This window comes from Streptomyces sp. NBC_00986 (assembly GCF_045162565.1).
Taxonomy (GTDB): domain Bacteria; phylum Actinomycetota; class Actinomycetes; order Streptomycetales; family Streptomycetaceae; genus Streptomyces.
In genome coordinates, this window is record NZ_CP108733.1 from 3,151,012 (window position 1) to 3,177,737 (window position 26,726).

The 26,726-nt window shown below is 70.4% G+C and carries 25 protein-coding genes; 21 read left to right on the top strand and 4 right to left on the bottom strand.

Annotated features, from left to right (window positions below; genetic code table 11):
• Window positions 1–17 precede the first annotated feature (17 nt).
• The 20 genes from OG504_RS13750 to OG504_RS13845 all read left to right on the top strand — a co-directional run bounded on the left by OG504_RS13750 (window position 18) and on the right by OG504_RS13845 (window position 20,855).
• Window positions 18–1,022: a TauD/TfdA family dioxygenase gene (locus OG504_RS13750; protein WP_405990085.1), complete on the top strand. Its 1,005-nt coding sequence runs from the start codon at window positions 18–20 to the stop codon at window positions 1,020–1,022.
• Window positions 1,019–2,047, top strand: a complete 1,029-nt coding sequence (gene sbnB / locus OG504_RS13755; protein WP_405990086.1) for a 2,3-diaminopropionate biosynthesis protein SbnB — start codon at window positions 1,019–1,021, stop codon at window positions 2,045–2,047. Before OG504_RS13750 ends, sbnB begins: the two co-directional genes overlap by 4 nt.
• A gap of 32 nt (window positions 2,048–2,079) precedes the next feature.
• Window positions 2,080–3,054 carry a 2,3-diaminopropionate biosynthesis protein SbnA gene (sbnA, locus tag OG504_RS13760; RefSeq protein ID WP_405990087.1) on the top strand — a complete coding sequence of 325 codons (975 nt, stop codon included), beginning with the start codon at window positions 2,080–2,082 and terminating at the stop codon, window positions 3,052–3,054.
• A gap of 91 nt (window positions 3,055–3,145) precedes the next feature.
• Window positions 3,146–4,780, top strand: coding sequence for an acyl-CoA dehydrogenase family protein (locus OG504_RS13765; RefSeq protein ID WP_405990088.1), 1,635 nt, complete (start codon window positions 3,146–3,148; stop codon window positions 4,778–4,780).
• 242 nt (window positions 4,781–5,022) lie between these two features.
• On the top strand, window positions 5,023–6,309 hold the full coding sequence (locus tag OG504_RS13770; protein ID WP_405990089.1) for a GAF domain-containing protein: 1,287 nt from the start codon (window positions 5,023–5,025) through the stop codon (window positions 6,307–6,309).
• Window positions 6,310–6,555: 246 nt separating this feature from the next.
• On the top strand, window positions 6,556–7,815 hold the full coding sequence (locus OG504_RS13775; RefSeq protein WP_405990090.1) for a hypothetical protein: 1,260 nt from the start codon (window positions 6,556–6,558) through the stop codon (window positions 7,813–7,815).
• A gap of 45 nt (window positions 7,816–7,860) precedes the next feature.
• Window positions 7,861–8,433: a GNAT family N-acetyltransferase gene (locus OG504_RS13780; protein ID WP_405990091.1), complete on the top strand. Its 573-nt coding sequence runs from the start codon at window positions 7,861–7,863 to the stop codon at window positions 8,431–8,433.
• 127 nt (window positions 8,434–8,560) lie between these two features.
• Window positions 8,561–8,644, top strand: coding sequence for a putative leader peptide (locus tag OG504_RS13785; RefSeq protein WP_317774501.1), 84 nt, complete (start codon window positions 8,561–8,563; stop codon window positions 8,642–8,644).
• Between the two features lie 129 nt (window positions 8,645–8,773).
• Window positions 8,774–10,471, top strand: coding sequence for a nitrite/sulfite reductase (locus OG504_RS13790; protein ID WP_405990092.1), 1,698 nt, complete (start codon window positions 8,774–8,776; stop codon window positions 10,469–10,471).
• Window positions 10,468–10,647, top strand: a complete 180-nt coding sequence (locus OG504_RS13795; RefSeq protein WP_328677244.1) for a hypothetical protein — start codon at window positions 10,468–10,470, stop codon at window positions 10,645–10,647. Before OG504_RS13790 ends, OG504_RS13795 begins: the two co-directional genes overlap by 4 nt.
• Window positions 10,644–11,354: a phosphoadenylyl-sulfate reductase gene (locus tag OG504_RS13800; protein WP_405990093.1), complete on the top strand. Its 711-nt coding sequence runs from the start codon at window positions 10,644–10,646 to the stop codon at window positions 11,352–11,354. The genes OG504_RS13795 and OG504_RS13800 overlap by 4 nt, the downstream gene beginning before the upstream one ends.
• 71 nt (window positions 11,355–11,425) lie before the next feature.
• A complete protein-coding gene (cysC, locus tag OG504_RS13805) occupies window positions 11,426–11,962 on the top strand; it encodes an adenylyl-sulfate kinase (RefSeq protein WP_043685608.1) in 537 nt (178 codons plus the stop codon).
• Window positions 11,959–12,897, top strand: a complete 939-nt coding sequence (cysD, locus tag OG504_RS13810; protein WP_405990094.1) for a sulfate adenylyltransferase subunit CysD — start codon at window positions 11,959–11,961, stop codon at window positions 12,895–12,897. Before cysC ends, cysD begins: the two co-directional genes overlap by 4 nt.
• A gap of 2 nt (window positions 12,898–12,899) precedes the next feature.
• Entirely contained in the window at window positions 12,900–14,234 is a 1,335-nt protein-coding gene (locus OG504_RS13815; protein WP_405990095.1) for a sulfate adenylyltransferase subunit 1, read from the top strand.
• Between the two features lie 236 nt (window positions 14,235–14,470).
• Complete coding sequence (locus tag OG504_RS13820) at window positions 14,471–15,583, top strand: aliphatic sulfonate ABC transporter substrate-binding protein (protein ID WP_405990096.1); 1,113 nt, start codon at window positions 14,471–14,473, stop codon at window positions 15,581–15,583.
• A gap of 37 nt (window positions 15,584–15,620) precedes the next feature.
• On the top strand, window positions 15,621–16,403 hold the full coding sequence (locus tag OG504_RS13825; protein ID WP_405996329.1) for an ABC transporter ATP-binding protein: 783 nt from the start codon (window positions 15,621–15,623) through the stop codon (window positions 16,401–16,403).
• Complete coding sequence (locus OG504_RS13830) at window positions 16,390–17,268, top strand: ABC transporter permease (RefSeq protein ID WP_405990097.1); 879 nt, start codon at window positions 16,390–16,392, stop codon at window positions 17,266–17,268. The genes OG504_RS13825 and OG504_RS13830 overlap by 14 nt, the downstream gene beginning before the upstream one ends.
• Before the next feature lie 10 nt (window positions 17,269–17,278).
• Window positions 17,279–18,019: a sirohydrochlorin chelatase gene (locus tag OG504_RS13835; protein ID WP_405990098.1), complete on the top strand. Its 741-nt coding sequence runs from the start codon at window positions 17,279–17,281 to the stop codon at window positions 18,017–18,019.
• A gap of 104 nt (window positions 18,020–18,123) precedes the next feature.
• The gene (locus tag OG504_RS13840) at window positions 18,124–20,661 is read left to right on the top strand and encodes a GTPase-associated protein 1-related protein (RefSeq protein WP_405990099.1); all 2,538 of its coding nucleotides are present in this window, start codon (window positions 18,124–18,126) and stop codon (window positions 20,659–20,661) included.
• The gene (locus OG504_RS13845) at window positions 20,658–20,855 is read left to right on the top strand and encodes a hypothetical protein (RefSeq protein ID WP_405990100.1); all 198 of its coding nucleotides are present in this window, start codon (window positions 20,658–20,660) and stop codon (window positions 20,853–20,855) included. Before OG504_RS13840 ends, OG504_RS13845 begins: the two co-directional genes overlap by 4 nt.
• 179 nt (window positions 20,856–21,034) lie before the next feature.
• Here the strand turns inward: OG504_RS13845 and OG504_RS13850 are convergent, their stop codons facing one another.
• The 4 genes from OG504_RS13850 to OG504_RS13865 are packed head-to-tail and all read right to left on the bottom strand — an operon-like array spanning window position 21,035 to window position 23,996.
• Window positions 21,035–21,652 (bottom strand): DsbA family protein, encoded by a 618-nt coding sequence (locus OG504_RS13850; protein ID WP_405990101.1) that lies wholly within the window; start codon window positions 21,650–21,652, stop codon window positions 21,035–21,037.
• Window positions 21,653–21,707: 55 nt separating this feature from the next.
• Window positions 21,708–22,346 carry a TIGR03086 family metal-binding protein gene (locus OG504_RS13855; RefSeq protein ID WP_405990102.1) on the bottom strand — a complete coding sequence of 213 codons (639 nt, stop codon included), beginning with the start codon at window positions 22,344–22,346 and terminating at the stop codon, window positions 21,708–21,710.
• Window positions 22,347–22,371: 25 nt separating this feature from the next.
• Complete coding sequence (locus OG504_RS13860) at window positions 22,372–23,394, bottom strand: ketopantoate reductase family protein (protein WP_405990103.1); 1,023 nt, start codon at window positions 23,392–23,394, stop codon at window positions 22,372–22,374.
• Between the two features lie 53 nt (window positions 23,395–23,447).
• Window positions 23,448–23,996, bottom strand: a complete 549-nt coding sequence (locus OG504_RS13865; RefSeq protein WP_405990104.1) for a DUF1697 domain-containing protein — start codon at window positions 23,994–23,996, stop codon at window positions 23,448–23,450.
• A 399-nt stretch (window positions 23,997–24,395) separates the two neighbouring features.
• Between OG504_RS13865 and OG504_RS13870 the strand changes: the two genes are divergently transcribed.
• Entirely contained in the window at window positions 24,396–26,645 is a 2,250-nt protein-coding gene (locus OG504_RS13870) for an MMPL family transporter (protein ID WP_405990105.1), read from the top strand.
• The last annotated feature ends 81 nt before the right edge of the window (window positions 26,646–26,726 follow it).

Below are 26,726 nucleotides of genomic sequence, written 5' to 3' on the forward strand. Positions count from 1 at the left end.
CCGAAAGGAACACCGAGATGTCGCTCTCTTCCGCGACTCTGCTCAACTCCGTTGCTCTCAGCCCGAACAGCCCACCGCTGCTGCGCGCCGACGCCGGCGGCGACCCGGTCGGCTGGGCCGCCGGGCACCGTGACGCGCTGCGGTCCGTCGTCGCCGAACACGGCTGCGTCCTGGTCCGCGGGCTCGGCCTCGCCGACCCGGCCGGCGCCGAGACCGTCTTCCGACGGCTCACGAACTCCCTGATGGCGGACCGGGAGCCGTTCGCGCCCCGCCGCACCTACGCGGAGGGCGTGTACTCCGCCACCAAGTGGCCGACCGACCAACCGATGTGCCAGCACCACGAGTTGAGCTACGCCCTGGAGTTCCCCGGCCTGCTGCTCTTCGCCTGCCTGGAGGCACCGACGCAGGGCGGCGCGACCCCGGTCGCCGACGCCGAGGCCGTCCTCCAGTCGCTGCCCGCGCCGCTGGTGGAGCGGTTCGAGCGGGAGGGCTGGATGCTGACGCGGACGTACCACGAGGAGATCGGGGCGTCGGTCGCCGAGGCCTTCGGCACCGACGACCGGACCGTCGTGGAGCGCTACTGCCGCAACCAGGGCATCGAGTTCGCCTGGCAGCCCGACGGTTCGCTGCGCACCCGCCAGCACCGCGCCGCCGTCCTCCGCCACCCGGTCACCGGCCGCCGCTGCTGGTTCAACCAGATCGCGTTCCTGAACGAGTGGACGATGGAACCCGAGGTCCGCGAGTACCTCGTCGACGTCTACGGCGCCGACGCGCTGCCCTTCAACACCCGCTTCGGGAACGGCGATCCGATCGACGCGGGCATCGTGACGGCCATCACCGAGGCCTACGACCGGCACGTCCGGCGCGAGCCGTGGCGCTCCGGGGATCTGCTGCTGGTGGACAACATCCGTACCGCGCACGGCCGGGAGCCGTTCGAGGGGCCGCGCGAGGTGCTCGCCGGGCTCGGCGATCCGGTGCGGCCCGCGGACCTCGCCCCGTCGGCCGGCGGGAGGGCGGCATGAGCATCGACACGCCTTCCTTCTCGGTCATCAGCGGCGAGCAGGTCCAACAGGCCCTGGCCGGGCGGGAGTCGGAGATCGGCGCCCTCGTGGAGGCCACCTACCGGCTGCACGGCGCGGGCGACTCGGTGAACCCGCCGTCGTACTTCCTGCGCTTCCCGGACCGTCCGTCGTCCCGGATCATCGCGCTGCCCGCCTCGCTCGGGGGGCCGTTGCGGGTGGACGGACTGAAGTGGATCTCCAGCTTCCCGGGGAACACCGGGTCGGGGCTGCCCAGGGCCTCGGCGGTGCTGATCCTCAACGACCCGGACACCGGCTATCCGTATGCCTGCCTGGAGAGTTCGGTGATCAGCGCGACCCGTACGGCGAGTTCGGCGGCGCTCGCGGCCGACCAGCTCAGCCAGGGGCGCGAACGGCCGTTGCGGGTCGGGTTCGTGGGGACGGGGCTGATCGCCCGCTACATCCACACCCATCTCCGGGCCACCGGCTGGGAGTTCGAGGAGACCGGTGTGTACGACCTGTCCGCGGAGAGCGCGGAGGGGTTCCGGGGGTATCTGGAGCGGTCGGGGGCGCCGGGCCGGGTCACCGTGCACGACAAGGCCGAAAGCCTGGTCCGCTCAAGTGACCTGCTGGTGTTCGCGACGATCGCCGGTTCGCCGCATGTGCACGATCCGGCCTGGTTCGACCATCATCCGCTGGTCCTGCACGTGTCGTTGCGGGATCTCGACCCGGCGATCCTGCTCGCGTCCGCGAACTTCGTGGACGACGTCGAGCACTGCCTGAAGGCCGACACGTCACCGCACCTGGCCGAACAGGCCACCGGGGGGCGGGAGTTCATCGACGGCACGCTGGACGACGTACTGACTGGCCGGGTGAGCGTGCCGACCGACCGGACCGTGGTGTTCTCGCCCTTCGGGCTGGGGGTGCTCGACCTCGCGGTCGGCAGGTTCGTCCATGACGAAGTGGTCCGACGGGGCGAACTCCACGTCGTCGACGGGTTCTTCCACGAGCTGCGCCGGTACGGCTGACGGCGATCGTGGCGCACCACTAGGGGGAAAACATGGCTGTTATTTCCGATCCCGCGGAGTTCAACGAGGACGACCTCTACGTCGACCTGCGGGCAGCACTGGAACTGCCGCTCTATCTGAAGTGCGAGGGGTTCAACTTCGCCGGCTCGGTCAAACTCAAGGCCGCCACCGAGATGGTGAACGCCGCCGAGCGGGCCGGCATCCTGCGGCCCGGCTCGGTACTGGTCGAGTCGTCGTCCGGGAACCTGGGGGTGGCACTCAGCGTCCTCGCGGCGAGCCGCGGTTACGGGTTCCTCTGCATCACCGACAGACGGTGCAACGTACCCACGGTGCAGCTGATGGAGGCGCTCGGCAGCCGGGTCCACGTCATCGACCAACCCGATGTGCACGGCGGTTTCCTGGGCGCCAGGATCGCGTACGTGCGGGCGCTGTGCGCCTCCGACGAGCGGTACGTGTGGCTCAACCAGTACTCCAACCAAGGGAATTGGCGGGCGCACTACCGCACCACCGCACCGGCCATCGCCCGCCGGTTCCCGCAGCTGGACGTGCTGTTCGTCGGCGCCGGCACCACGGGGACGCTGATGGGCTGCGCGCGCTGGTTCTGGCAGTGGCGGCGCCGGGTGCGGATCGTCGCCGTGGACGCGGCCGGTTCGGTCACGTTCGGCGGGGAGTCCGGGCCCCGGATGATCCCTGGCCTCGGCACCAGCGTGGCACCGCCCTTCCTCGACACGTCGTACATCGACGACGTGATCCACGTCGAGGAGCCGGACACCGTGGCGACCTGCCGTCGGCTGGCCGCGCGGGGCTTCCTGTTCGGCGGGTCCACCGGCACGGTCGTCAGGGGAGCCGAGCAGTGGCTCGCCCGCAACGGCCGGCACGGCACAACAGCGGTGGCGATAGCCCCTGACCTGGGGGAACGCTATCTGGACACCGTGTACCGCACGGGCTGGCTGGAAGAGGAGGTGCCCGAGACCGCGATGCTGGCGGCCATGTCCCGCTCGGCCTGACATCCGGGGCGGCGGCTGTGTCAGGGTGGAGATCCAGAGCACCGCAGGTGGAGATCCCGGCCACCGCCGTCCCCACGGGTAGGTTCCAGCCATGGCACGCACCACCCACACCGTGACGAACCAGACTCCCCCACTGGTCGGCTACGACGTCTTCACCGCCGACCGCGTCCTCACGGAAGCGGTCGAACGGCACACCCCGCCCGGACTGCTGGACGAGGTCCGGGACGATCTCTCCGCGCTGGGCCGCGCCGCCGGTTCGGCCCAGCTCCAGGAGTGGGGTGCGCAGGCCAACGACAACCCCCCGGGCCTGCGCACCCACGACCGTCACGGCCACCGGATCGACGAGGTCGAGTTCCATCCGGCCTGGCACCGGCTGCTCGGCAAGGGCGTCTCCGCCGGGCTGACCGCCGCCTGGAACCGCCCCGCCGGACATGTCCGCCGAGCCGCCGGGTTCCTGGTCTGGACGCAGGTCGAGGCGGGCAACTGCTGCCCCCTGTCGATGACTCACGCGGCGGTCCCCGCCCTGCGCGCCGACCCCGCGCTCGCCGCCGAGTGGGAGCCCCGGCTCACCTCCATGGTCTACGACCGTGAGCTGCGGCCCGCCCACCTCAAGGCCGGGGTGGTCTTCGGGATGGGCATGACGGAGAAGCAGGGCGGCAGCGACGTCCGCGCCAACACCACGGAGGCACGCCCGCTCGCGGAGGACGGGACCTACGAGCTGACCGGCCACAAGTGGTTCTGCTCGGCGCCCATGTCCGACGGTTTCCTCGTGCTGGCCCAGGCACCGGGCGGGCTCACCTGTTTCCTGGTGCCGAGGGTGCTGGCGGACGGGACCCGCAACGTGTTCCTCCTCCAGCGCCTCAAGGACAAGCTGGGCAACCGGTCGAACGCCTCCGCCGAGGTCGAGTTCGACGGCACCTGGGCGCGCCGGGTCGGCGACGAGGGCGCCGGGGTGCGGACGATCATCGGGATGGTCGCGGCGACCCGGCTCGACTGTGTGCTCGGCTCGGCCGGTCTGATGCGGCAGGCCGTCGCGCAGGCCGTCCATCACGCCGCCCACCGCGAGGCGTTCGGCGGCAAGCTCTTCGACAAGCCGCTGATGCGCAACGTGCTGGCCGATCTCGCCCTGGAGTCGGAGGCGGCAACCACCCTCGCGCTGCGGCTCGCGGCGGCCTACGACGACGGTGGCGAACAGGAGCTGGCGTTCCTGCGGTTGGCGGTGCCCGCCGCCAAGTACTGGGTGACCAAACGCTGTTCGCCGGTCGCGGTCGAGGCGGCCGAGTGCCTGGGCGGCAACGGATACGTCGAGGAGTCCGGGCTGCCGCGCCTGGTACGGGAATCGCCGCTCAACTCGATCTGGGAGGGCGCCGGAAACATCCAGGCCCTCGACGTCCTGCGGGCGTTGCAGCGCGAACCGCAGGCACTGAACGCCTTCCTCGTCGAGGTCGGCCGGGTGCGCGGCGCCGATCACCGGTTGGACGGGGCGATGAAGAACCTGCTCGCCGAGTTCGCGGATCTGGACGGCATCGAGGGCCGCGCCCGGCGCGTGGTCGAGCGGATGGCGCTCGTGCTGCAGGGGGCGCTGCTCGTGCAGCACGCGCCACCGGAGGTCGCCGACGCGTTCTGCGCCTCCCGGCTGGGCGGCGACTGGGGCTCCGCCTTCGGCACCCTGCCGCCGAGCCTGGACCTCACGTCGATCGCGGAACGGGCCCGCCCGACGGTCTGAACCGGCACCGGCACAACGCGAGGGTGGTGCTGCGCCGACACGGCACCACCCTCGCAGCTGGGACAAGTTTCAGACACCGTACGGCTGTTCACCAGGGTTGCAGAGGGTTGCAACTTGGCCGCTTCTGTGTCCGGACTGTCTCCCTCCGTCACCGCGGAGCGGCACTATGAGACCAACAGTCGATACGAGACGAACAGTCGATACGAGAACAGCCGTCGATACGGGACCGGAGAGAAGGACCCATGGCGAACCCGCCGGCCGGACTGCCGCGGCGCACCACCGTCGACGCGGCGCGGACGGCCCGGATGCTGAGCGACGCCCGGTACGCCACGCCCTTCGGACAGCGCGCCCGCACCGCTCCGCGCCCGGTGATCGAGGAGTCCTGGGAGCGCGCGTTACGCGGCGGGACCCACCCCGACCACGATCTGCGCACCGGGCTGCTCTCCCGTGAAGAGATCGAACGGCGGCGCGGCACAAGCCCGTTGAGGCACGTCCTGCCGGTGCTGCGGGAGGGCCTGGTGTCGGTCGCGGACGCCGCCCACCACATCGTGCTGGTCGCCGACGACGAGGGCCGCGCGCTGTGGCGGGAGGGCAGCGCCGCAGTGCTGCGCAAGGCCGACGAGGTCGGCATCGAGATCGGCACCGACTGGCGCGAGGACGTCATCGGCACCAACGGCGTGGGCACCCCGGCGGTCGTACGACGGCCCGTGCAGGTCTTCGCCGGCGAGCATCTCTCGCGCGCGCTGGCCGCGTTCACCTGCGCGGGGGCCCCGATCACCGACCCCAGGGACGGCCGGCTGATCGGTGTCGTCGATGTCAGCGGCCCGCTGGAGACCATGCACCCGGCCACCCTCGCCTGGGTCGACTCGGTGGCCAAACTCGCCGAGGCCCGGCTGCGCGAGTTGCACATGACCTCGCTGGAGCGGCTGCGCGCGGTGGCGGCGCCGATCCTGCCCCGCATCGGCGGCCGGGCCCTGGTGGTGGACCGGGACGGCTGGACCGCCGCGGTCACCGGAATGCCGTACGTGAAGCGGATCGCACTGCCCAAGTCGCCCTCCGGGGGCCGCCGTTGGCTGCCGTCGCTGGGACTGTGCTCCCTGGAGCCACTGGCCGGGGGCTGGCTGATCCGCGCCGCCGACGAACCGGTGCCCGGCACCGCCCGGATCGTCCTCGACCTCGCGCTGCCGCGCCGCTGGTCGGTGACGGTCTACGGCAGCGCGGGCTCCTGGACCCACGAACTCAGCCCCCGGCACGCCGAGTTGCTCTACCTCCTGGCCCTGCACCGCACCGGCCGCAGCGCCGCAGCCCTGGCCGAGGACATGTTCGGCGACCCCGGCCGCACGGTCACGGTGCGTGCCGAGATGTCGCGGGTACGGCGCTATCTCGGGGCGCTCCTGGAGCACCGGCCGTATCGGTTCCGCGAGGACGCCGAGGTCGAGGTGCTGCTGCCGGACGACCCGCGCGAGCTGCTGCCGCACTCGACGGCACCCGGGGTGACCAGCGGACGGACCTCGGCCCAAGTGCCGTAGCGCAGACATCGGTTTGACCGCCGCGGCGGAGACGGACGAGCCCGGCCCGGCGCGGAGGCGCGGGTCAGGGCGGCATGGCGGACAGGTGGCGCAAAAGGCGCGTCCGGCTGCATCTTCCGCATATTTGCGGGGTCTTACCCATGGGGCGGCCATGACTGCCGTAGCATCCCTCTACGGGCCACCCCACCTGCTCCCTGGTCAACGCACGGATCACCAGGCGCAGTTGGCTCGCCTCGGGAGGACACTATGAGTGCACGTGGGCGACACCGCCGGCGCAAGCGGGGCAGGGCGCTGCGCGCCGTGCTGACCGGGGCCGCGCTCGGCCTCACCGCGGCCGCGACGATGATCAGCGCCTCGCAGGCGACGGTTGGTTCCGATCCCGGGGCGCTGAAGCCTCTCACCTCGGCCTCCGACCTCGGCGCGTTGCGGTTGCGGGAGCATCTGGAGCCACAGCGGTCCCTGGACCGGCTCTCCTCGGCGATGGGCCGGCCGGTCGGCGTCGACACCGTCCTGAAGAGCGCCGACCACACCCTGCGCGACGCCGCGGACTGCACGACCGACGAGAAGTCGGCGCTGCCCGTCGAACCGGCGGCCACCCGCGCGTACTGCTGGGACAGCGGCGACGCGGCCGACCCGGCCTGGACGCCACGCTCTGTGACCACCTCGGGCGACGCCGACGAGGACGGCTGGTGGGGCTCGAACCGGGTGATCCTCTCCGGCTGGAGCGCGAACACCCGCGGCCTGGCCAAGGTCGCCTTCGTGAACGCCGCCGACACCGCGCACCTCACCTACACCTGGGCGCTCCTCGCCGTACCGACCGACGGCGGCCGTGACTACCGAGGGCTCGCCTCCAAGGTCTCCGGCATGGTCTGGTACGAGGACAAGCTCCTGGTCACCACCACGACGGGGACCCGCGACGCGCTGTACGTGTACGACATGAACCGCATCCAGCGCACCACGGTGACGGCCGGCGCGGTCGGCCGGGTGCGTGACGGCTGGTCGGCTGCCGGGTACCGGTATGTGCTGCCCGCCGTCGGGTCGTACCGGCTGAGCGGCGACAAGGCGGCCGTACGGCCCGTGGGTCTGGCGCTGGACCGGAGCACGGTGCCGAACAGTCTGGTCGCGAGCGGGGCGAAGCGGCTGTGGCGGTACTCCTTCAGCGGGGATCCCGGGCGCGCGGGGCTGCTCGCCACCGACTCGGCGGGGCGCGCGACGGCCGACGAGGCGTACGCGACGAAGGTCGACGGCGCCGGGGGCGTGCTCGCGAACCGGTCCGCCTGGTACGTGGGCGGCGCGGCCGGGACGGACGGCGGCCGGGGCTCGATGTGGCGCCAGGACGAGCACGGCGCCAAGGCCACCGAGTGCGGGGCCGACGAGACGCATCAGTGCTGGGGCCCGCAGACCGACTCCCTCTCCTACTGGCAGGAGACCGGCGAGGTCTGGTCGGTGTCCGGGCGGATGCTGTTCGCGCTGCCGCTGAACTCGATCGACAGCTCGCTCGGTTGATCGTCTGATCGACAGATCCCCAGGTCGGATGATTCCCTGGCGGGCATGACGAACATCCCGGTGACCACCTGGTCCCTGGAGCAGACCGACCCGAGCGACCTCCTTCCGGCCATCGCGCCGGAGGGGGACGTGTGGATCGCCCGCTCCGAGGTGCCCTCCCCCGAGTTCAGCCGCTATCTGTACGCGTCCGTGGGCGGGGACATCCTCTGGATCGACCGGCTGCACTGGACGTTCGCACAGTGGCAGGAGCACCTGGACCAGCCGGGCGTGGAGACCTGGGTCGTGTACGACCGGGGCACACCCGGCGGGTACGTGGAACTGGAGCCGCAGGACGACGGTGTCGTCGAGATCGTCTACTTCGGCCTGGTCCCCGCCTTCCGCGGCCGCCGCCTCGGCGGCCACCTCCTCTCCTACGGCGCCGCCCGCGCCTGGGACCTCGCCGACCGCTGGCCCGGGCGGGCCCCCACCAAGCGGGTCTGGCTGCATAGCTGCAGCCTGGACGGCGTGCACGCGATGGACAACTACCAGCGCCGGGGCTTCAAGCTCTTCGACACGCAGGTCGAGGAGATGACACAGGCGCCCACCCCGGGCCCCTGGCCGGGCGCCTACCGCGCCTGACCTGCGCCGACAAGACAGCGTGCGCGGCTTGTGACCGACGACACGCTTGTCTCACATAGCGGGACCAGGGTGTCCGCATGGCGGACGAAGCTGGACTGTGTCCAGAACGCCGTGACACGCTTCCGTCATGTCCGGAACTGGAATTGCCTTGGTGAGTCGGCGGCACGTCGACCTCGGCCGCATGTCCAGCGCCATCTGTCCGGCCGTCTAGCCGAGCCGCAGCACCGCCGGATTTCCCCGTATCTGCCTCATACTGCGCAAAGACGCGCGCGTATGCCCGCATGCGCCCGTACACGCAGGCCAGAGCCGATCACCCGCCTGTCCCGGAGGACGTAGAAACATGGCCGCCACCCCCGAGAACCCTGCAGCCGCAGCGCCCCGCCGCAAGGTGAGCCGTCACCGCGGTGAGGGTCAGTGGGCCGCCGGACACTTCACCCCCCTCAACGGCAACGAGCAGTTCAAGAAGGACGACGACGGTCTCAATGTGCGGACACGCATTGAGACGATCTACTCCAAGCGCGGGTTCGACTCAATCGACCCGAACGACCTCCGCGGCCGTATGCGCTGGTGGGGGCTGTACACCCAGCGCAAGCCCGGGATCGACGGCGGCAAGACCGCGATCCTGGAGCCGGAGGAGCTGGACGACAAGTACTTCATGCTGCGCGTCCGGATCGACGGCGGCCGGCTGACCACGGACCAGCTCCGTGTGATCGGCGAGATCTCGCAGGAGTTCGCGCGCGGCACGGCCGACCTCACCGACCGGCAGAACGTGCAGTACCACTGGATCCGCATCGAGGACGTGCCCGAGATCTGGAACCGCCTGGAGGCGGTCGGTCTCTCCACCACCGAGGCCTGCGGCGACACGCCCCGCGTGATCCTCGGCTCACCCGTCGCGGGCATCGCCGAGGACGAGATCATCGACGGCACCCCGGCGATCGACGAGATCCACCGCCGGATCATCGGCAACAAGGACTTCTCGAACCTGCCCCGCAAGTTCAAGTCCGCGATCTCCGGCTCACCGCTGCTGGACGTGGCGCACGAGATCAACGACATCGCCTTCGTCGGCGTGCACCACCCCGACCACGGCCCCGGCTTCGACGTCTGGGTCGGCGGCGGCCTCTCCACCAACCCGAAGATCGGCCAACGCCTCGGCGCCTGGGTGCCGTTGGACGAGGTCCCGGACGTCTACGAGGGCGTCATCTCGATCTTCCGCGACCACGGCTACCGGCGGCTGCGCACCCGCGCCCGCCTGAAGTTCCTGGTCGCCGACTGGGGCGTCGAGAAGTTCCGCCAGATCCTCGAGGACGACTACCTGGGGCGCAAGCTGGTCGACGGCCCCGCCCCCGACCAGCCGGTCGCCCGCTGGCGCGACCACGTCGGCGTCCACCGCCAGCAGGACGGCCTGTTCTACGTCGGTTTCGCGCCGCGTGTCGGCCGCGTCGACGGCACCACGCTCACGAAGATCGCCGAACTGGCCCAGGCGCACGGCTCGGGCCGGCTGCGCACGACGGTCGAGCAGAAGATGATCGTGCTCGATGTGCAGGAAGGCCAGATCGACTCCCTGGTCGAGGGTCTCGAAGCGCTCGGCCTCACCGCCAAGCCCTCCCCGTTCCGGCGCGGCACGATGGCCTGCACCGGCATCGAGTACTGCAAGCTCGCGATCGTCGAGACCAAGCAGCGCGGCATCACGCTCATCGACGAACTCGAGCGCCGCATCCCGGAGTTCGACGAGCCGATCACCATCAACATCAACGGCTGCCCGAACGCCTGCGCCCGTATCCAGGTCGCGGACATCGGTCTCAAGGGCCAGTTGGTCCTCAACGACCAGGGCGAGCAGGTCGAGGGCTTCCAGGTGCACCTCGGCGGCGCCCTGGGCCTGGAGGCCGGCTTCGGCCGCAAGGTCCGTGGCCTGAAGGTCACTTCGGAGGAACTGCCCGACTACGTCGAGCGGGTCCTCACCCGGTTCCAGCAGGAGCGCGAGGACGGCGAGCGCTTCGCCGTCTGGGCCACCCGCGCCTCCGAGGAGGCCCTCTCATGAGCGAGCGGGCCGCCCCCTTCTACTGCCCCTACTGCGGTGACGAGGATCTGCGTCCCAATGAGCAGGGCCATGGCGCATGGGAATGCGCGGCATGCAATCGGGCCTTTCAGCTGAAGTTCCTCGGGCTCCTCGCCCGGGGCCTGAGGCAGACCGACGCAGGGGGAGACGAGATATGACGACGACTCAGAAAGCGCGCCCCACCGACGACTTGAAAGCCCTGGCCGAGCAGGCCGGTCGCGACCTGGAGGACGCCTCCGCGCTGGAGATCCTCCAGTGGGCGGTGACGACCTTCGGCAAGCAGTTCTGTGTGACCTCCTCGATGGAGGACGCGGTGGTGGCCCACCTCGCCTCCCGCGCGATGCCCGGCGTCGACGTGGTGTTCCTCGACACCGGCTACCACTTCCCCGAGACCATCGGCACCCGCGACGCGGTCGAGGCCGTGATGGACGTCAACGTCATCACGCTCACCCCGCGCCAGACCGTCGCCGAGCAGGACGCCGAGTACGGCCCCCGACTGCACGACCGCGACCCCGACTTGTGCTGCAAGCTGCGCAAGGTGCAGCCGCTGGAGCAGGCCCTGACCAAGTACGCGGCCTGGGCGACCGGGCTGCGCCGTGACGAGTCCCCGACCCGGGCGAACACCCCGGTCGTCGGCTGGGACGAGAAGCGCCGGAAGGTCAAGGTCTCCCCCATCGCCCGCTGGACCCAGGACGACGTGGACGCGTACGTCGCCGAACACGGCGTGCTGACCAACCCGTTGCTGATGGACGGCTACGCGTCCGTCGGTTGCGCGCCCTGCACCCGCCGGGTCCTGGAGGGCGAGGACGCACGCGCCGGCCGCTGGGCGGGGCGCGGGAAGACCGAGTGCGGGCTGCACGAGTGACCGCGGCCACGCCGTCGACGCGGGTGTCTTCGACACCGACGCATGTGCTTTCTACGGATCAGGAGAACCAAGTGACGACCGGAGCCACCGTCTGGCTCACCGGACTGCCGAGTGCCGGCAAGACCACCATCGCGTACGAGCTGGCCGGCCGGCTGCGCGAGGAGGGCCACCTCGTCGAGGTGCTCGACGGCGACGAGATCCGCGAGTTCATCTCGGCGGGCCTCGGCTTCAGCCGCGAGGACCGGCACACCAACGTGCAGCGCATCGGCTTCCTCGCCGAACTGCTCGCCCGCAACGGCGTCAAGGCGCTCGTCCCGGTCATCGCGCCGTACACCGACAGCCGCGAGGCCGTCCGAAAGCGGCACCAGGAGAGCGGCGCCGCCTACATCGAGGTGCATGTGGCGACCCCGGTCGACGTGTGCTCCGTACGCGATGTGAAGGGTCTCTACGCCAAGCAGGCCGCCGGTGAACTGACCGGGCTCACCGGGGTCGACGACCCGTACGAGGAGCCCGAGTCGCCCGACCTGCGGATCGAGTCGCAGCACCAGACCGTGCAGGAGTCGGCGGCGGCACTCCACGCGCTGCTCACCGAGAGGGGACTGGCATGACGACGACCGTTGCCAAGGCCGAGGACGGTACGGACACGCCGTACGCCCTTTCGCACCTGGACGCCCTCGAGTCCGAGGCGGTGCACATCTTCCGTGAGGTGGCGGGTGAGTTCGAGCGGCCGGTGATTCTGTTCTCCGGCGGCAAGGACTCCATCGTGATGCTGCATCTGGCACTGAAGGCGTTCGCGCCCGCGCCGGTGCCGTTCTCGCTGCTGCATGTGGACACCGGACACAACTTCCCCGAGGTCCTTGAGTACCGCGACCGCACCGTCGAGAAGCATGGGCTGCGCCTCCATGTGGCCTCCGTACAGGACTACATCGACCGCGGTGTGCTGCGCGAACGTCCCGACGGGACCCGCAACCCGCTCCAGACCGTGCCGCTCACCGAGAAGATCCAGAGTGAGAAGTTCGACGCGGTCTTCGGTGGCGGACGCAGGGACGAGGAGAAGGCCCGGGCCAAGGAGCGAGTGTTCAGTCTGCGCGACGAGTTCTCGCAGTGGGACCCCCGCCGCCAGCGGCCCGAACTGTGGAACCTCTACAACGGCCGTCACGCACCCGGCGAGCACGTCCGCGTCTTCCCCCTGTCCAACTGGACCGAGCTGGACGTCTGGCAGTACATCGCCCGTGAGGGCATCGAACTGCCCGAGATCTACTTCGCGCACGAGCGTGAGGTGTTCGCGCGGGACGGCATGTGGCTGACCGCCGGTGAGTGGGGCGGGCCGAAGGAGACCGAGACGGTCGAGAAGCGGCTCATCCGGTACCGGACCGTCGGTGACATGTCGTGCACGGGTGCCGTCGACTCCGACGCGGTGACGCTGGAGCAGGTCATCACCGAGATCGCCGCGTCGCGGCTGACCGAGCGGGGCGCCACGCGTGCCGACGACAAGATGTCCGAGGCCGCGATGGAAGACCGCAAGCGCGAGGGGTACTTCTAACCATGAGCACCATCACGACCGAGGAACTCTCGGCCACCACGCTGCTGCGGTTCGCCACGGCGGGCTCCGTCGACGACGGCAAGTCCACGCTCGTAGGGCGGCTGTTGCACGACTCCAAGTCGGTGCTGACCGACCAACTCGAAGCCGTGCAGCGGGTGTCGGCCGACCGCGGCCAGGACGGTCCCGACCTCGCGCTGCTCACCGACGGTCTGCGGGCCGAACGGGAACAGGGCATCACGATCGACGTGGCGTACCGCTACTTCGCCACGCCCAGGCGCCGGTTCATCCTCGCCGACACGCCCGGTCACGTGCAGTACACCCGCAACATGGTGACGGGTGCCTCCACGGCCGAGCTGACGGTGATCCTCGTCGACGCCCGCAACGGTGTCGTCGAGCAGACCCGGCGGCACGCGGCGATCGCGGCGCTGCTGCGGGTCCCGCACGTGGTGCTCGCGGTCAACAAGATGGACCTGGTCGAGTACAAGGAGACCGTGTTCGCCGCGATCGCCGAGGAATTCACCGCGTACGCCAGCGAGTTGGGCGTCCCGGAGATCACCGCGATCCCGATCTCGGCGCTGGCCGGGGACAACGTGGTGGACCCGTCCGCGAACATGGACTGGTACGGCGGGCCGACCTTCCTGGAGCACCTGGAGTCGGTGCCGGTCGCCCACGACCTGAGCCGCTGCCACGCGCGGCTGCCCGTGCAGTACGTGATCCGGCCGCAGAGCGCCGACCTCCCGGACTACCGGGGGTACGCGGGTCAGATCGCGGCCGGCAGCTTCCGCGTCGGCGACCCCGTGACGGTCCTGCCCTCCGGGAGCACCACGAAGATCTCCGGCATCGACCTGCTCGGCAAGCCGGTCAGGACCGCGTGGACCACGCAGTCGGTGACGGTCCTGCTGGAGGACGACGTCGACGTCTCCCGCGGCGATCTCATCGTGCCCAGCAAGGATGCCCCGGCGACCACGCAGGACATCGAGGCGACCGTCTGCCATGTCGCCGACGCGCCGCTGACCGTGGGCCACCGGGTGCTCCTCAAGCACGGCACCCGCACGGTGAAGGCGATCGTGAAGGACATCCCGTCCCGGCTCACGCTCGACGACCTGTCCCTGCACCCGCATCCGGGACAGCTCGTCGCCAACGACATCGGCCGGGTGAAGATCCGCACCGCGGAGCCCCTGCCGGTCGACTCGTACGCCGACTCGCGCCGTACGGGTTCGTTCATCCTGATCGACCCGGCGGACGGCACCACGCTCACCGCCGGCATGGTCGGTGAGTCGTTCGCGGCGCCGGAGCCGGTCAAGGACGCGTCGGACGAAGACGGTTGGGACTTCTGACCATGAACTCCACTGATTTCTACTCCACGTTCGCGAAGGAGGGCGGCCGCGTCGGCAGCGGCGCCCTCGGCAGCGGGCAGGGCGGGGTGGCGCGATGTGCGTGCTGACGTACGCGCACCGCTTGCGCGCCCAGTCCCCCCACCCGCCGTCCCGGACGCGACGAAAACGAAGACCTGCCGACCTCCCGGCCACGACCTGAGACCGTGACCGCCGGGCCAACGAGAGGAACACCTCCCGTGCCTGCCAACCGCTCGACCTATCTGCGTCGCGGCATAGCCGTGTTCGCCGCGCTCCCTCTGCTCACCCTCGCCGCCTGCGGTTACGGGTCGGACTCCAAGAGCACCAACTCCAAGGAGAAGGTGGCCGCCGGGTCCTCGAAGATCGAGGGTCTCGCCTCCGTGAAGATCGGCTACTTCGGCAACCTGACGCACGCGACCGCGCTGGTCGGCCGTGAACAGGGCCTGTTCCAGAAGGAATTGGGCGCCACCAAGGCCGACTACGCGACCTTCAACGCGGGCCCGTCCGAGATCGAGGCGCTCAACTCGGGCTCCATCGACATCGGTTGGATCGGCCCCTCCCCCGCGATCAACGGTTACACCAAGTCCGACGGCAAGAGCCTGAAGATCATCGGTGGTTCGGCGTCGGGCGGCGTGAAGCTGGTCGTCAACCCGAAGAAGATCAAGTCCCTGAAGGACGTCAAGGGCAAGAAGATCGCGACGCCTCAGCTGGGCAACACGCAGGACGTGGCGTTCCTCAACTGGATCGCGGACCAGGGCTGGAAGGTCGACGCGCAGAGCGGCAAGGGCGATGTGACCGTCGTCCGCACCGACAACAAGATCACCCCCGACGCCTTCAAGGCCGGTTCGATCGACGGCGCCTGGGTGCCGGAGCCGACCGCGTCGAAGCTGGTGGCCGAGGGCGGCAAGACGCTCCTGGACGAGTCGACGCTGTGGCCCGACAAGAAGTTCGTGATCACGAACATCATCGTGTCGCAGAAGTTCCTCAAGGCGCACCCGAAGGTCGTCGAGGCGGTCCTGAAGGGCTCGGTCGCGGCCAACAAGTGGATCAACGCCAACCCGACCGAGGCGAAGGCCGCGGCGAACAAGCAGCTGGAGGCCGACTCCGGCAAGGCGCTGCCCGCCAACGTCCTTGACCCGGCGTGGAGTTCGATCCAGTTCACCGACGACCCGCTGGCCTCCACCCTCACCGCTGAGGCCGACCACGCGGTCAAGGCCGGTCTGCTGGAGAAGCCCGACCTCAAGGGCATCTACGACCTGACGCTCCTCAACAAGGTCCTCAAGGCGGACGGCGACAGCGCCGTCGACGCCGCCGGCCTCGGCACGAGCTGACCGAGGGATCCCGATGACTTCCCAGGAGGTGACGACCATGGCCACGACCCTCGCCAAGGAGACCACCGCGTCGGTCGAGCACGCGGCACGCCTTGAGCATGTCTCGAAGTCCTTCGCGACACCGGGCGGGCAGCAGCTCGTCCTCGACGACATCAGCATCGATGTCGCACCGGGCGAGTTCGTCACCCTCCTGGGGGCCTCGGGCTGCGGCAAGTCCACCCTGCTGAACCTGGTGGCGGGCCTCGACAAGCCCTCCACCGGGTCCATCACGACGGACGGCCGCCCCGCGCTGATGTTCCAGGAGCACGCCCTGTTCCCCTGGCTCACCGCGGGCAAGAACATCGAACTCGCCCTGAAACTCAGGGGAGTTCCGAAGGACGAGCGGCGCGGCAGGACCGAGGAGCTGCTCGAACTGGTCCGGCTGCAGGGCGCGTACGGCAAGCGGGTGCACGAGCTGTCCGGCGGTATGCGCCAGCGCGTCGCCATGGCCCGCGCGCTCGCCCAGGAGAGCCGCATCCTGCTGATGGACGAGCCGTTCGCGGCGCTGGACGCCATCACGCGGGACGTCCTGCACGACGAACTGACCCGTATCTGGGGCGAGACGGGCCTGTCCGTCCTGTTCGTCACGCACAACGTGCGCGAGGCGGTACGGCTCGCCCAGCGGGTCATCCTGCTGTCCTCCCGGCCCGGCCGGATCGCCCGCGAGTGGACGGTCGACATTCCGCAGCCGCGCCGCATCGAGGACGCGCCCGTGGCCGAACTGTCCCTTGAGATCACCGATGTACTGCGTGGGGAGATCCGCCGTCATGGCCAGCACTGAGACGACGACGGTCAAGGACGGCGGGAGCGTCGAAGCCGGCCTGGACGCACTGGAGTTCACGGCCACCGGCCGGCCGAGCCTGCGGCAGACCTTCGTCAACAAGATCTTCCCGCCGATCGTCGCGCTCGCGGTGGTCATCGTGGTGTGGCTGATCCTGACGCCGATCGTCGACGACCCGAGCAAGCTGCCCTCGCTGAGTGCCGTGGGCGGCGAGTTCAAGGACGCCTGGCTGAAGGGCGATCTGCTCGGCTACATCTGGACCAGCGTCTCGCGCGGTCTGCTGGGCTTCTTCTTCGCGCTGCTGATCGGCACCCCGCTGGGGCTGCTGGTGGCGCGGGTCAAGTTCGTGCGCGCGGCGATCGGCCCGATCCTGTCCGGCCTCCAGTCGCTGCCGTCGGTGGCGTGGGTGCCGCCGGCCGTGATCTGGCTGGGCCTGAACAACTCGATGATGTACGCGGTGATCCTGCTCGGCGCGGTCCCCTCGATCGCCAACGGCCTGGTCTCCGGCGTCGACCAGGTGCCGCCGCTGTTCCTGCGCGCGGGCCGCACGATGGGCGCGACCGGCGTCAGGGGCGTCTGGCACGTCACACTGCCGGCGGCACTCCCCGGTTATGTGGCGGGCCTCAAGCAGGGCTGGGCGTTCTCGTGGCGTTCGCTGATGGCGGCCGAGATCATCGCGCAGTTCCCGGACCTTGGCGTGGGCCTCGGCCAGCTGCTGGAGAACGGCCGTACCAACAGCGACATGTCCATGGTGTTCGAGGCCATCATCCTGATCCTGTTCGTCGGTATCGCCATCGACCTGCTGATCTTCAGCCCGCTGGAGCGGTGGGTGCTGCGCAGCCGCGGTCTGCTGGTGAAGAGCTGAGCTGACTCCCATGCACCAGAAGCCGGTCCTCCTCGTCATCGCCCACGGCAGCCGCGACCCGCGGCACGCCGCGACCGTCCACGCCCTTGTCCGGCGGATACGGTCGCGGCGGCCCGGGCTGCGCGTGGAGACCGGCTTCCTGGACTTCAACATCCCTTCCGTACAGGGCGTGTTGGAGTCGCTCGCGGCGGAAGGCGTGCAGGACGTCGTGGCCCTCCCCCTGCTCCTGACCCGCGCGTTCCACGCGAAGGCGGACATCCCGGCGGTCCTGCGGGACGCGCCGCCGCAGCTGCGGATCAGGCAGGCGGAGGTGCTGGGACCGTCCCCGCTGTTGGTGCGCGCGCTCGAACGACGGCTCTACGAGGCCGGGTTGACGCCCGCCGACAAGTCCACGACCGGAATCGTGCTGGCCTCGGCCGGGTCCACCGACCCGGAGGCGATCGCGGTGATCGACGGCCTCGCGCGGACGTGGTGGCACACGGGCTGGCGTGCCGTACGGCCCGCGTTCGCCTCGGCGGCGCTCCCCCGCACCGAGGACGCGGTCCGCGAACTCCGGGCGCTGGGCTGCGAACGCGTCGCGGTCGCGCCGTACGTCCTCGCGCCCGGCTTCCTCCCCGACCGCATCGCGCGGGGCGCGGCGGAGGCGGACGTCCTCGCCGACGTGCTGGGTCCGGCACCCGAGGTGGCGCGGGTCCTGCTGGAGCGCTACGACGCCGCCCTGGCACCGGTGTTGGCGGCCGTCGGCGCGTAGCGCCTTCACGGTTCCCACCTGCCCGGTTTCCCGGAAAGGGGTCTCCCCCGGCCGCTGGATCTGCTGGGATGGTTCCTCCGAGGGCTAGTGGGGAGCAAGTACACGTGGCGGGTAGGGAGTTCGGGCATCGCGAAGGGCCTGTGCCGGCCCAGCTGCACTACAGCTCGGCGCCGTCCGGCTCCGAGGACGCCGGCCCCAGGTTCACGGCGGTCGGCGCGGAGGTGCCGCCGGGGGTGCTGAGGGAGGCCGAGCGGCTCCTCGGGTACGAGCCGCCGCCCGGCAGCCCGCAGCAGCCCGACGCCGAGCAGCTCAAGAGGTTCCCCACGGTGTTCGGCTTCAGTGAACTCACCGACGGTGGACGGCTGTTGAGCCGTTCCGTGTGCACCGGCACGGACTGGGCCGGGGGCCCGGTCTCCTTCCACACGCACGCCGTCCTGCTGCCGGCCGGGACCCGGCTGCCGGACGGTGTCCTGCCCATCTCCACGTGGGAGTCCCCGCGTTGGGCCGAGTCGACTCCCGTGGACGGCAGGCCCGATCCCGTCGACCGTGTCGAACCTTCCGGACTGCTGCGCAAGGAGGCTTTGGTCCCGTTCGCGGTGTCCCGTGCCGGACGACTCGCCGCGTTCTTCGCCGATCTGCGGGCGGTGGCCGCCGATCCGGGTGCCGGGCAGATCGTGGTCGTGGAGCACGACAGCGCCGACGTGGCCCGGTGGATCGCGCTCGCCTGCACGGTCCTGCCCCGCGAGCAGGCGCACCGGCTCACCTTCACGACGTACACCCACGACCCCCGGCTCGCCCGTCAGCAACTCATCGGCGCGCTGCCGTCCTCCGAGCCCGTCGCCGACGACGAGCACTACCGCGTGCACAACTGCACGGGCCGGCAGCCGTCCGGTCCGGTCACGGACACCTGGGCCGAGGTGTGCGCCCGCGTCTGGGGTGCGGGCCGTCCCGACCTGTTCCACAACGACCCGGAGGATCTGGGCCCGTTGGCGGTGTCCGCCCTCGTCGCGGGCATCGACCTGCGTACGGACGCTCGTGCGGCGGCGGCGAGTTGGGCGGCCGAGCAGGTGGACGCACTGTCCGACGACAGGCTGACGGCGTTGGTCGCCGGGTTGTGCGCCGGTCCGGTACCGCACCTGGGCTCCCCCTCGGCGACCCTGCCCGGCGCGGCCGAACAACTCGCCCTGGCCGCACTGTTGGCCCGGCTGGACGGACGTGTGACGGCCGCGGTGTCGGCGCCGCTCGCCGCGCGCGTGCTGGCGTCGGCGGTCCTCGCCCATGGACCGGTGCCCGTGTTGCGCGCCGGGTCCCTGACCGCGCGGGCCCATGACGACCTGGCCCGCGATCTCGCGCCTTCCCTGCGGGCCGGTATCGCGGACACGCACGAACCGGCCGCCGGACGGCCCCTCGCCCTGCTGCGCGCCGCCGACCTCCTCGACGTCGACTGCCAGGACCAACTCCCGGAACTGGCCGAGCGGTTGGCCCGCGAGCTGGTGGACACCCCGGCCACGACCCCCACGACCGCGTCCCCGACCGACAGCGGCACGAAGCCGTCGCCCGAACCCACCGACACGCATCAGGGCAGCGAACCTCCCGCCCTCCTCGACGCGGTGCACACCCACCCCGGGCTGCGGGTGGCGCTGTTCGGCTCGCTCGACACGCTCGCGTCGGCCGACCCGACGGCTGTGGCACGGGTGTTGAGAGGTTCGGGGCTTCCGCTCGGCCTCCAGCAGTCGGGCCTCCCGCATCTACGGATGTGCGCCGCACCCGCTGTCACACCCGCAGAGTCCGACGACCGGCGCGACCGGTTCCACGGGCTGCTCCGCACGGCCGGGGTCTCACCGCACGCCGACCCGACGGTCCTGCGTACGGCCCTCCGTCTCACCTGGCCCGGCGGCGAACTGCCGACCGGCCAGGAGGCGAGCCTGCTACTGACGGAACTGGGGTCCGACTCCCACCGGGCCGCCGGTACAAGGGAGTTGCTGATCGAGGCGGCACTCACCGCCCACCCGGACGACCGTGCCGCACCGGCACTCGCCACGGACCTGCTCCGCTGCTTCACCGCGGAGCTGCGTCCCGGCCGGCGAACGGCCCTGCGACTCCTGGAGTTCACGGGGCTGTTGGGCACGGCGAACGAGGGCGAGGAATGGGTCGCCCGGGTACTGGGCCTGAAGGCCGACGCCGCCGAACCGATACCGGACACCGTCGTGGAGCGTGCCTTCGACGCCCTCGCCTGGCGGCTCCTGGAAGGGCCGGCACCGGCGAACGAGCTGTACGCGCTGGCCCGTTCGGCCGAGCCGCGCCTACTCTCCGCGTATGAGCGGGCGGGCCGTTCGGACCGGGTGAGCGAGCGCCTGCGGACCGAGCCCACCTATGTCGCCGCCCGGTTCTGCGACTGGAGCGCGTTCCCGGGGACCGATCCGACCTGGGACGAGACCCGTACGGCGCTGCTGGCCAAGGTGTTGCGGCCGGCCGTACGGGCACTGTCCGCCGAGGCCCGGAGCGAGGTCGAAGCGGCGCTCGACCGCGCGGGCCGCGGCAGACTCGACGCGTTCCGCACCTGGAACCGCCCCGGCGCACTGGGACGCCTCGCGGGAAAGCTGGCGGGACGGGGCAGGCGCGCCGAACAACCCGGCGCGTGAGCAGCCGGCCCTTGTCGGCCAGGGCGTTGCGGCCGGCCGTACGGACGCTGTCCGCCGAGGCCCAAGGCAAGGCCGAAGCAGCACTCGATCACGCAGGCCGCCGCAGACTCGACGCGTTCCGCACCTGGAACCGCCCCGGCGCACTGGGACGCCTCGCGGGACGGGCGCGGCGCGTGACCGGCCTCGGGACGTGACCGACCCGGCGGTCGATGGGGAAGTGCCGCCCGAAGTCCGGCACTCCCCTGTGATGTCGGACTCCGGACGGCCCGTCCGCGCACGGCCCCCGGCGGCATGAACATGATCACGGGGTCGCTTTCCGTACTGCGTCCCGCGCCGCGTTTATGTCACTGCGCGACTGAAACCGGCCCCTGGTTCAGTCGAAGGAGAGCCCTCCCGTACGCGTCCGCTTCAGTTCGAAGAAGTCGGGACACGTGGCCAACACCCGGAAGCTGTCGAAGAGTTCGGCCGCCTTCGTGCCGCGCGGGATCGCCCGCAGCACAGGCCCGAACCACACCGCCCCGTCGACATGCAGGGTCGGCGTCCCCACATAGCCGCCCGACTCCGCCTCCACGCCCGCCTCATGGCTGCGGCGCACGGCGTCGTCGTACGACAAGTCGTGTGCTGCGTCGGCCAGTTCGGCGGGGAGTCCGAGTTCCGCGAGGGATTCGGCGATGACGGTGTCGAAGTCGTCGTAGCGCCGCTCGTGGATGCGGGTGCCGAAGGCCGTGTACAGGTCCCGCAGGACCTTGTCGCCCTGTTGTTCGGCGGCGGCCACGGCGACGCGGACCGGGCCGATGGACTTGTCGACCAACTCCCGGTACCAGTCGGGGAGTTCGTTGCCCGTGTTGTGGAGGTAGAGGCTCATCGCGTGGAAGCGGAGGTCGAGCGGGCGCTCGCGCTCGACCTCCAGCAGCCAGCGGGAGGTGATCCACGCGAAGGGGCAGGCGGGGTCGAAGTAGAAGTCGACGCGGACCGGGTTGTCGTGACTCATACGGACAACGCTAACCGCCGATTAGGCCTGGCGCCCGGCCCAATACAGCACTCTCTCACTGGTCCACTTCGGCCGTGACCCGCTGCCTCGGGTTCCGTCCGCTGAACGCGAGGGCACGTTCGAAGACGGGGGCGTCGTCCGGTACGGGGACCGGATCGGCGAAACCGTCGTACTGGCGGTAGAGGTCGCCGTGCTTCTCGACCACGGCGAGGACGAGGCCGGCCGCACTGTCCGAGACGGTGTACTGCTGGCCGGTGGCCGCGGCGACGTCCCAGCCGTGCACCGCCAGCTCCTTGATGATCATCGAGGCGATTTCGTCGGCCGGCATCTTCGCCATGCCGAGGTCGACCTCGCCCTCCCACACCGCCGGGTCGGCCCAGGCGGCGACGGCCCGGTCCAGCTGGGCTGCGTACGCCTGTGCCCAGTCCGGGTCGGCGGTGAAGTCGCGCGCGGTCAGCTCCTCGGAGAGCTGTTTGCGCAGGGCACGGTGTTCCAGCCCGTGCGAGGTGTAGAGGACCCAGTGGTTGACCATCGCGCGGACGTCCCAGTCGGGGCAGTGCGTGGGGTCGTCGAGCTGTGTCGCACGGACACCGCGTGCGACACGGGCGGCCTCGGCGGCGCATTCGATCATGTACGGGTGCAGGTCGTGGGGGTGCGGGTGCTGTTCGTGGTTGCTCAGGTCGTGGTTGCTCATGGCTCCCACGCTAGGGAGGGCGCCGTCAGGACTCTTGAACAAACGCGACAGCGTCGTCGGCGAGGCGGACCAGCTCGTCGAACGGCAGCGAACCGGGTGTCCTGCGCTCCCGCGCGAAGGCGTTCGCGAGCCGTTGCAGCAGGTCGTTGAGCGGGGTCGGTACGCCGTGCAGCCGCCCAAGGAGCGCGATCTCGCCGTTCAGGTAGTCGGCCTCGATGGTGCCGGTGCCCCGGTTCAGCGACTGCCAGGAGGAACCGCCGCCGCGCGGCGCGCCGTCGATCTCCACCAGCTGGATCTTGTCGCCGCGCGCCGCCTTCTCCTCCTCGGCGCCCGCGTACGGGATACCGGCGGCGTCGAGCACGGCCGTGCCCTCGGCCCGCACCCGCCGGTAGAACGCGAGGTGCTCCTCGGTGTCGAGCACCTCGACGACCGCCTCGATCGCGTTGCCGAGATTGCTGAGCAGCTTGGCGTACTGCCAGCGCGTCACGTCCGGCACGACCGGCGCCTCGAACCGCGACTTCTCCAGGTCGGCGGAGATCAGCCGGGCGGTCTCGTCCGTGCCGTGCGGGTAGCGGCCGAGGTGGAGGATGCCGGTGAGCGGGGTGCCCTCGGCGGCGACCACACCCGGTTCGACGAAGGTCGCGGGCAGCCAGACGCAGACGCTGTAGACCCGCTGGAAGCGGCGCAGCGCGAGCCGTTGGCTCTCCACGCCGTTCTGTGCGCAGACGACGGGGAGTCGTTCGGCGGCCGTGCCGCCGCCGGTGACCGGTGCCGGGCCCCAGAGTGCGAGCGCGGCCTCGCTGTCCTGTGTCTTGACGGCGAGGACGAGCACGTCGTCGGTCCTCAACTCGCCGAGTTCGGCGGGGTCTTCGACGACCGGCAGCCGGTACGTCGACTCCCCGTCCGGCACCTTGAGCCGCAGTCCGTGCTCGGCCAGCGCCGCCCGTTGCGCACCCCGCGCGACCAGCACGACCTCGCACCCCGCCCCGGCCAGCCGGCCACCGATGGCCCCGCCGACCGCCCCTGCTCCGATGATGATGTAGCGCATGGGACGAGCCTCGCACAGCGCGTGCGGGCCGGGTCATCGGGTACGGCATCAGATCAACTGGCGGTCATCTCGACGAGTTTGACCACGGTGTTCCAGTTGCGGGACGTCGCGATCAGCCCCTTGGTCAGCCGCGGCCGGGAGAGTTCCACGGCGAGCTTGGAGCGGCCGAGGCCGTCGGGGGCGTAGAGGTACAGGGCGCGGTCGCCGAGGCGGAACTCCTCGGGGAGGTAGGCGGGTTGGTCGATTCCCGCGAAGCGGTCCTCGGCGACAGGCACCGAGCAGTAGGTGACGTGGAGTTGCTTGCCTTCCAACTCGGCGGCCGGGAAAGGGCAGTTGTCGGCGATCGCCTTGAGGTAGGCGTGGTCGCGGACGATGACGTCGACCGTGAAGCCGAACCGCTTCTCGATCGCCTGCGCGAGTTCCGCCGCGAGGAACTCCTCGTCGCCGTTTCCGCTCGTGAACACGGCCTGGCCGCTCTGCAGATAGGTGCGGACGCTGTCGTGCCCGAGGCCTTCGAGGAGCGTGCGCAGGTCGGCCATCGGGAGCTTCTTGTTGCCGCCCACGTTGATTCCGCGCAGCAGCGCCGCATAGGTCGTCGTCATCCGCACACCATAGAGCGGCCTTCGTGCCCCGTGGGGGTGGGCACGACGGCCGCTCCATGTGGTGTGCGGGTGTGCGGAAACTCTGGCGGATGAGGTGGCTCCGGATCAACACCTACAGGCACACCTACCGACACCTGTGACTTGTTCAACAACGTTTCGTAATAACAAAGCGGACCCCGCCCGACGCATCGGACACCCTGATCACCGCCCCCGAGCCGCACCGATAGATGTAAGGGGCCGCCGTCCTCCCCAGTACTGAGGACCCGCTGTCCGTGCGGAGGAGCCGGTCGTCCGATACCTCACCGGTCAGCACGAGGGGACGTTCTTATTCCGCGCATACCTTCGAACCATGAGGTGGCGGCAGGGGGCTGTCACCGTGCACAAGGGGGCAAGCCCGTCATGGGGAACGGAGATTCGCGGGTACGGGGGCTCGCCGCCCGAGCCGGCGGCTGGAGCGCCCGACACCGGTGGGCCGCGGTCGGCATCTGGGTGCTGTTCGTGGTGCTGGCCATGGGGATCGGTTCGGCGGTGGGCCGTGTCGACGTCGACGAGAGCGACCAGCTGAAGGGCGAGACGCACACCGCCGCCACGATCATCGACGACGCCGGGATCAAGGAACCGGCCGGTGAGACCATCCTGATCCAGTCGAAGGACGCGTCGGTCACGTCCACCGACAGCGAGTTCCGCTCCACGGTCACCGCCGTCGTCAAGGCCGTCGAGGGGACCGGCCGGGTCACGGACGTGACCTCGCCGTACGACACGAAGACGATCTCGAAGGACGGCCGGAGCGCGCTCGTCCAGTTCGACATGCGCGGCGACGCGGACACCGCCGGCGACCGGGTGGAGCCGGTGCTGAAGGCCGTCGCCGGGGTGCAGAAGGACCACGGTTCGCTGCGGATCGAGGAGATCGGCAGCGCCAGCATGGCGAAGCAGTACAAGGACGCCTTCGGCAACGACTTCAAGAAGGCCGAGTACTCCGCCTTGCCCGTGGCCTTCGGCATCCTGCTGATCGCGTTCGGCGCGCTGGTGGCGGCGCTGCTGCCGGTGGCGCTGGCCATGACCGCGATCGTGGCGACGATGGGTCTGATGGGCCTCGTCAGCCACGTCCAGCCGATGAGCGACACCGCCAACTCCGTGATGCTGCTGGTGGGGTTGGCCGTCGGCGTGGACTACTGCCTGTTCTATCTGCGCCGCGAACGCGAGGAGCGCGAGGCCGGCCGGGACGCCGGGGCCGCGCTGCGGATCGCCGCCGCCACCAGTGGCCGCGCCATCATCGTCTCCGGTGTCACGGTGTGCGTGGCGATGGCGGGCATGCTGTTCACCGGGCTCGCCGAGTTCGAGGCGATGGGCCTGGCCTCGCTGATGGTCGTCGCGGTCGCGATGGTCGGCTCGGTGACCGTACTGCCCGCGCTGCTCTCGCTGTTGGGCGAGCGGGTCGAGAAGGGCCGCATCCCGTTCCTGCGCCGACGCGGCCGCCGGGGCAACGGAGAGAGCCGGTTCTGGACCGCCGTCCTGCGCCGCGTGCTCGCCAAGCCCCTGGTCTCCGTCCTCGTGGCGACCGGCGCGCTGCTCGCGATCGCCGCTCCCGCGGTCGGCATGAAGACCGAGAACCTCACCCTGGACCAGGAGTTCGGCAACTCCCTCCCGATCGTGGGGACTTACAACCGCGTCAACGACGCCTTCCCGGGCGGCTCCGAGCCGGCCGAGGTGGTCGTCAAGGCGAAGGACATCAACTCACCTGAGGTCAAGCAGGCGTTGGCCGACTTCAAGGCGCGGGCGATCAGTTCGGGTGCCTCGCGCGGCCCGGTCGACATCAAGCTGCACGACGCGCAGAACGTCGCCTTCGTCTACGTCCCGCTCGTCGGCGGCTCCGACCAGGACAAGGCCGCGAAGAGCCTGGAGAAACTGCGCGACGACGTACGGCCCGCCACCCTCGGCAAGGTCGACGGCGTCCAGGCACCGATCACCGGACAGGTCGCGGGATCAAAGGACTTCAACGACCAACTCATCGGGTCGGTCGTCCCGGTCTTCGCGTTCGTCGTGGTCTTCGCCTTCCTGCTGATGCTGCTCTCGTTCCGCTCGCTGACGGTCGCGATCACCTCGATCGTCCTCAACCTCCTTTCCGTGGGCGCCGCTTACGGCATCCTCGTCGCCGTCTTCCAACACGGCTGGGGCGCCTCACTGGTGGGCGCGGAGGGCGTCGGCGCGATCGTCACCTGGCTGCCGCTGTTCCTCTTCGTGATCCTGTTCGGCCTGTCGATGGACTACCACGTGTTCGTCGTCTCCCGTATCCGCGAGGCGCGGCTGCGCGGCCGTTCGACCCAGGACGCGATCCGGCACGGGGTGGTCACCACAGCGGGCGTCGTCACCAGCGCCGCGGTCATCATGGTCGCCGTCTTCGCGATCTTCGGCACCCTGTCCATGCAGTCCATGAAGCAGATGGGCGTCGGCCTCGCAGCCGCGGTCCTCATCGACGCCACGGTCATCCGGGGCGTCCTACTCCCCGCGGTGATGGCACTGCTCGGCGAGCGCAACTGGTACTTCCCGAAGTGGCTCCACCGCCTGCCCGACCTGACCCATGACGAGTCCCCGGAGGAGATCACGCCCACGTCCACGGTGACGGGCGAGGGCGAGCCCCTACGGGTGTGAGTCCGCGGAGGTAACTCCCCTTGATCGAGGGCCTGTTGGTATCCCGGGGGAACCAGCAGGCCCTCACCCATGTCCTACGAC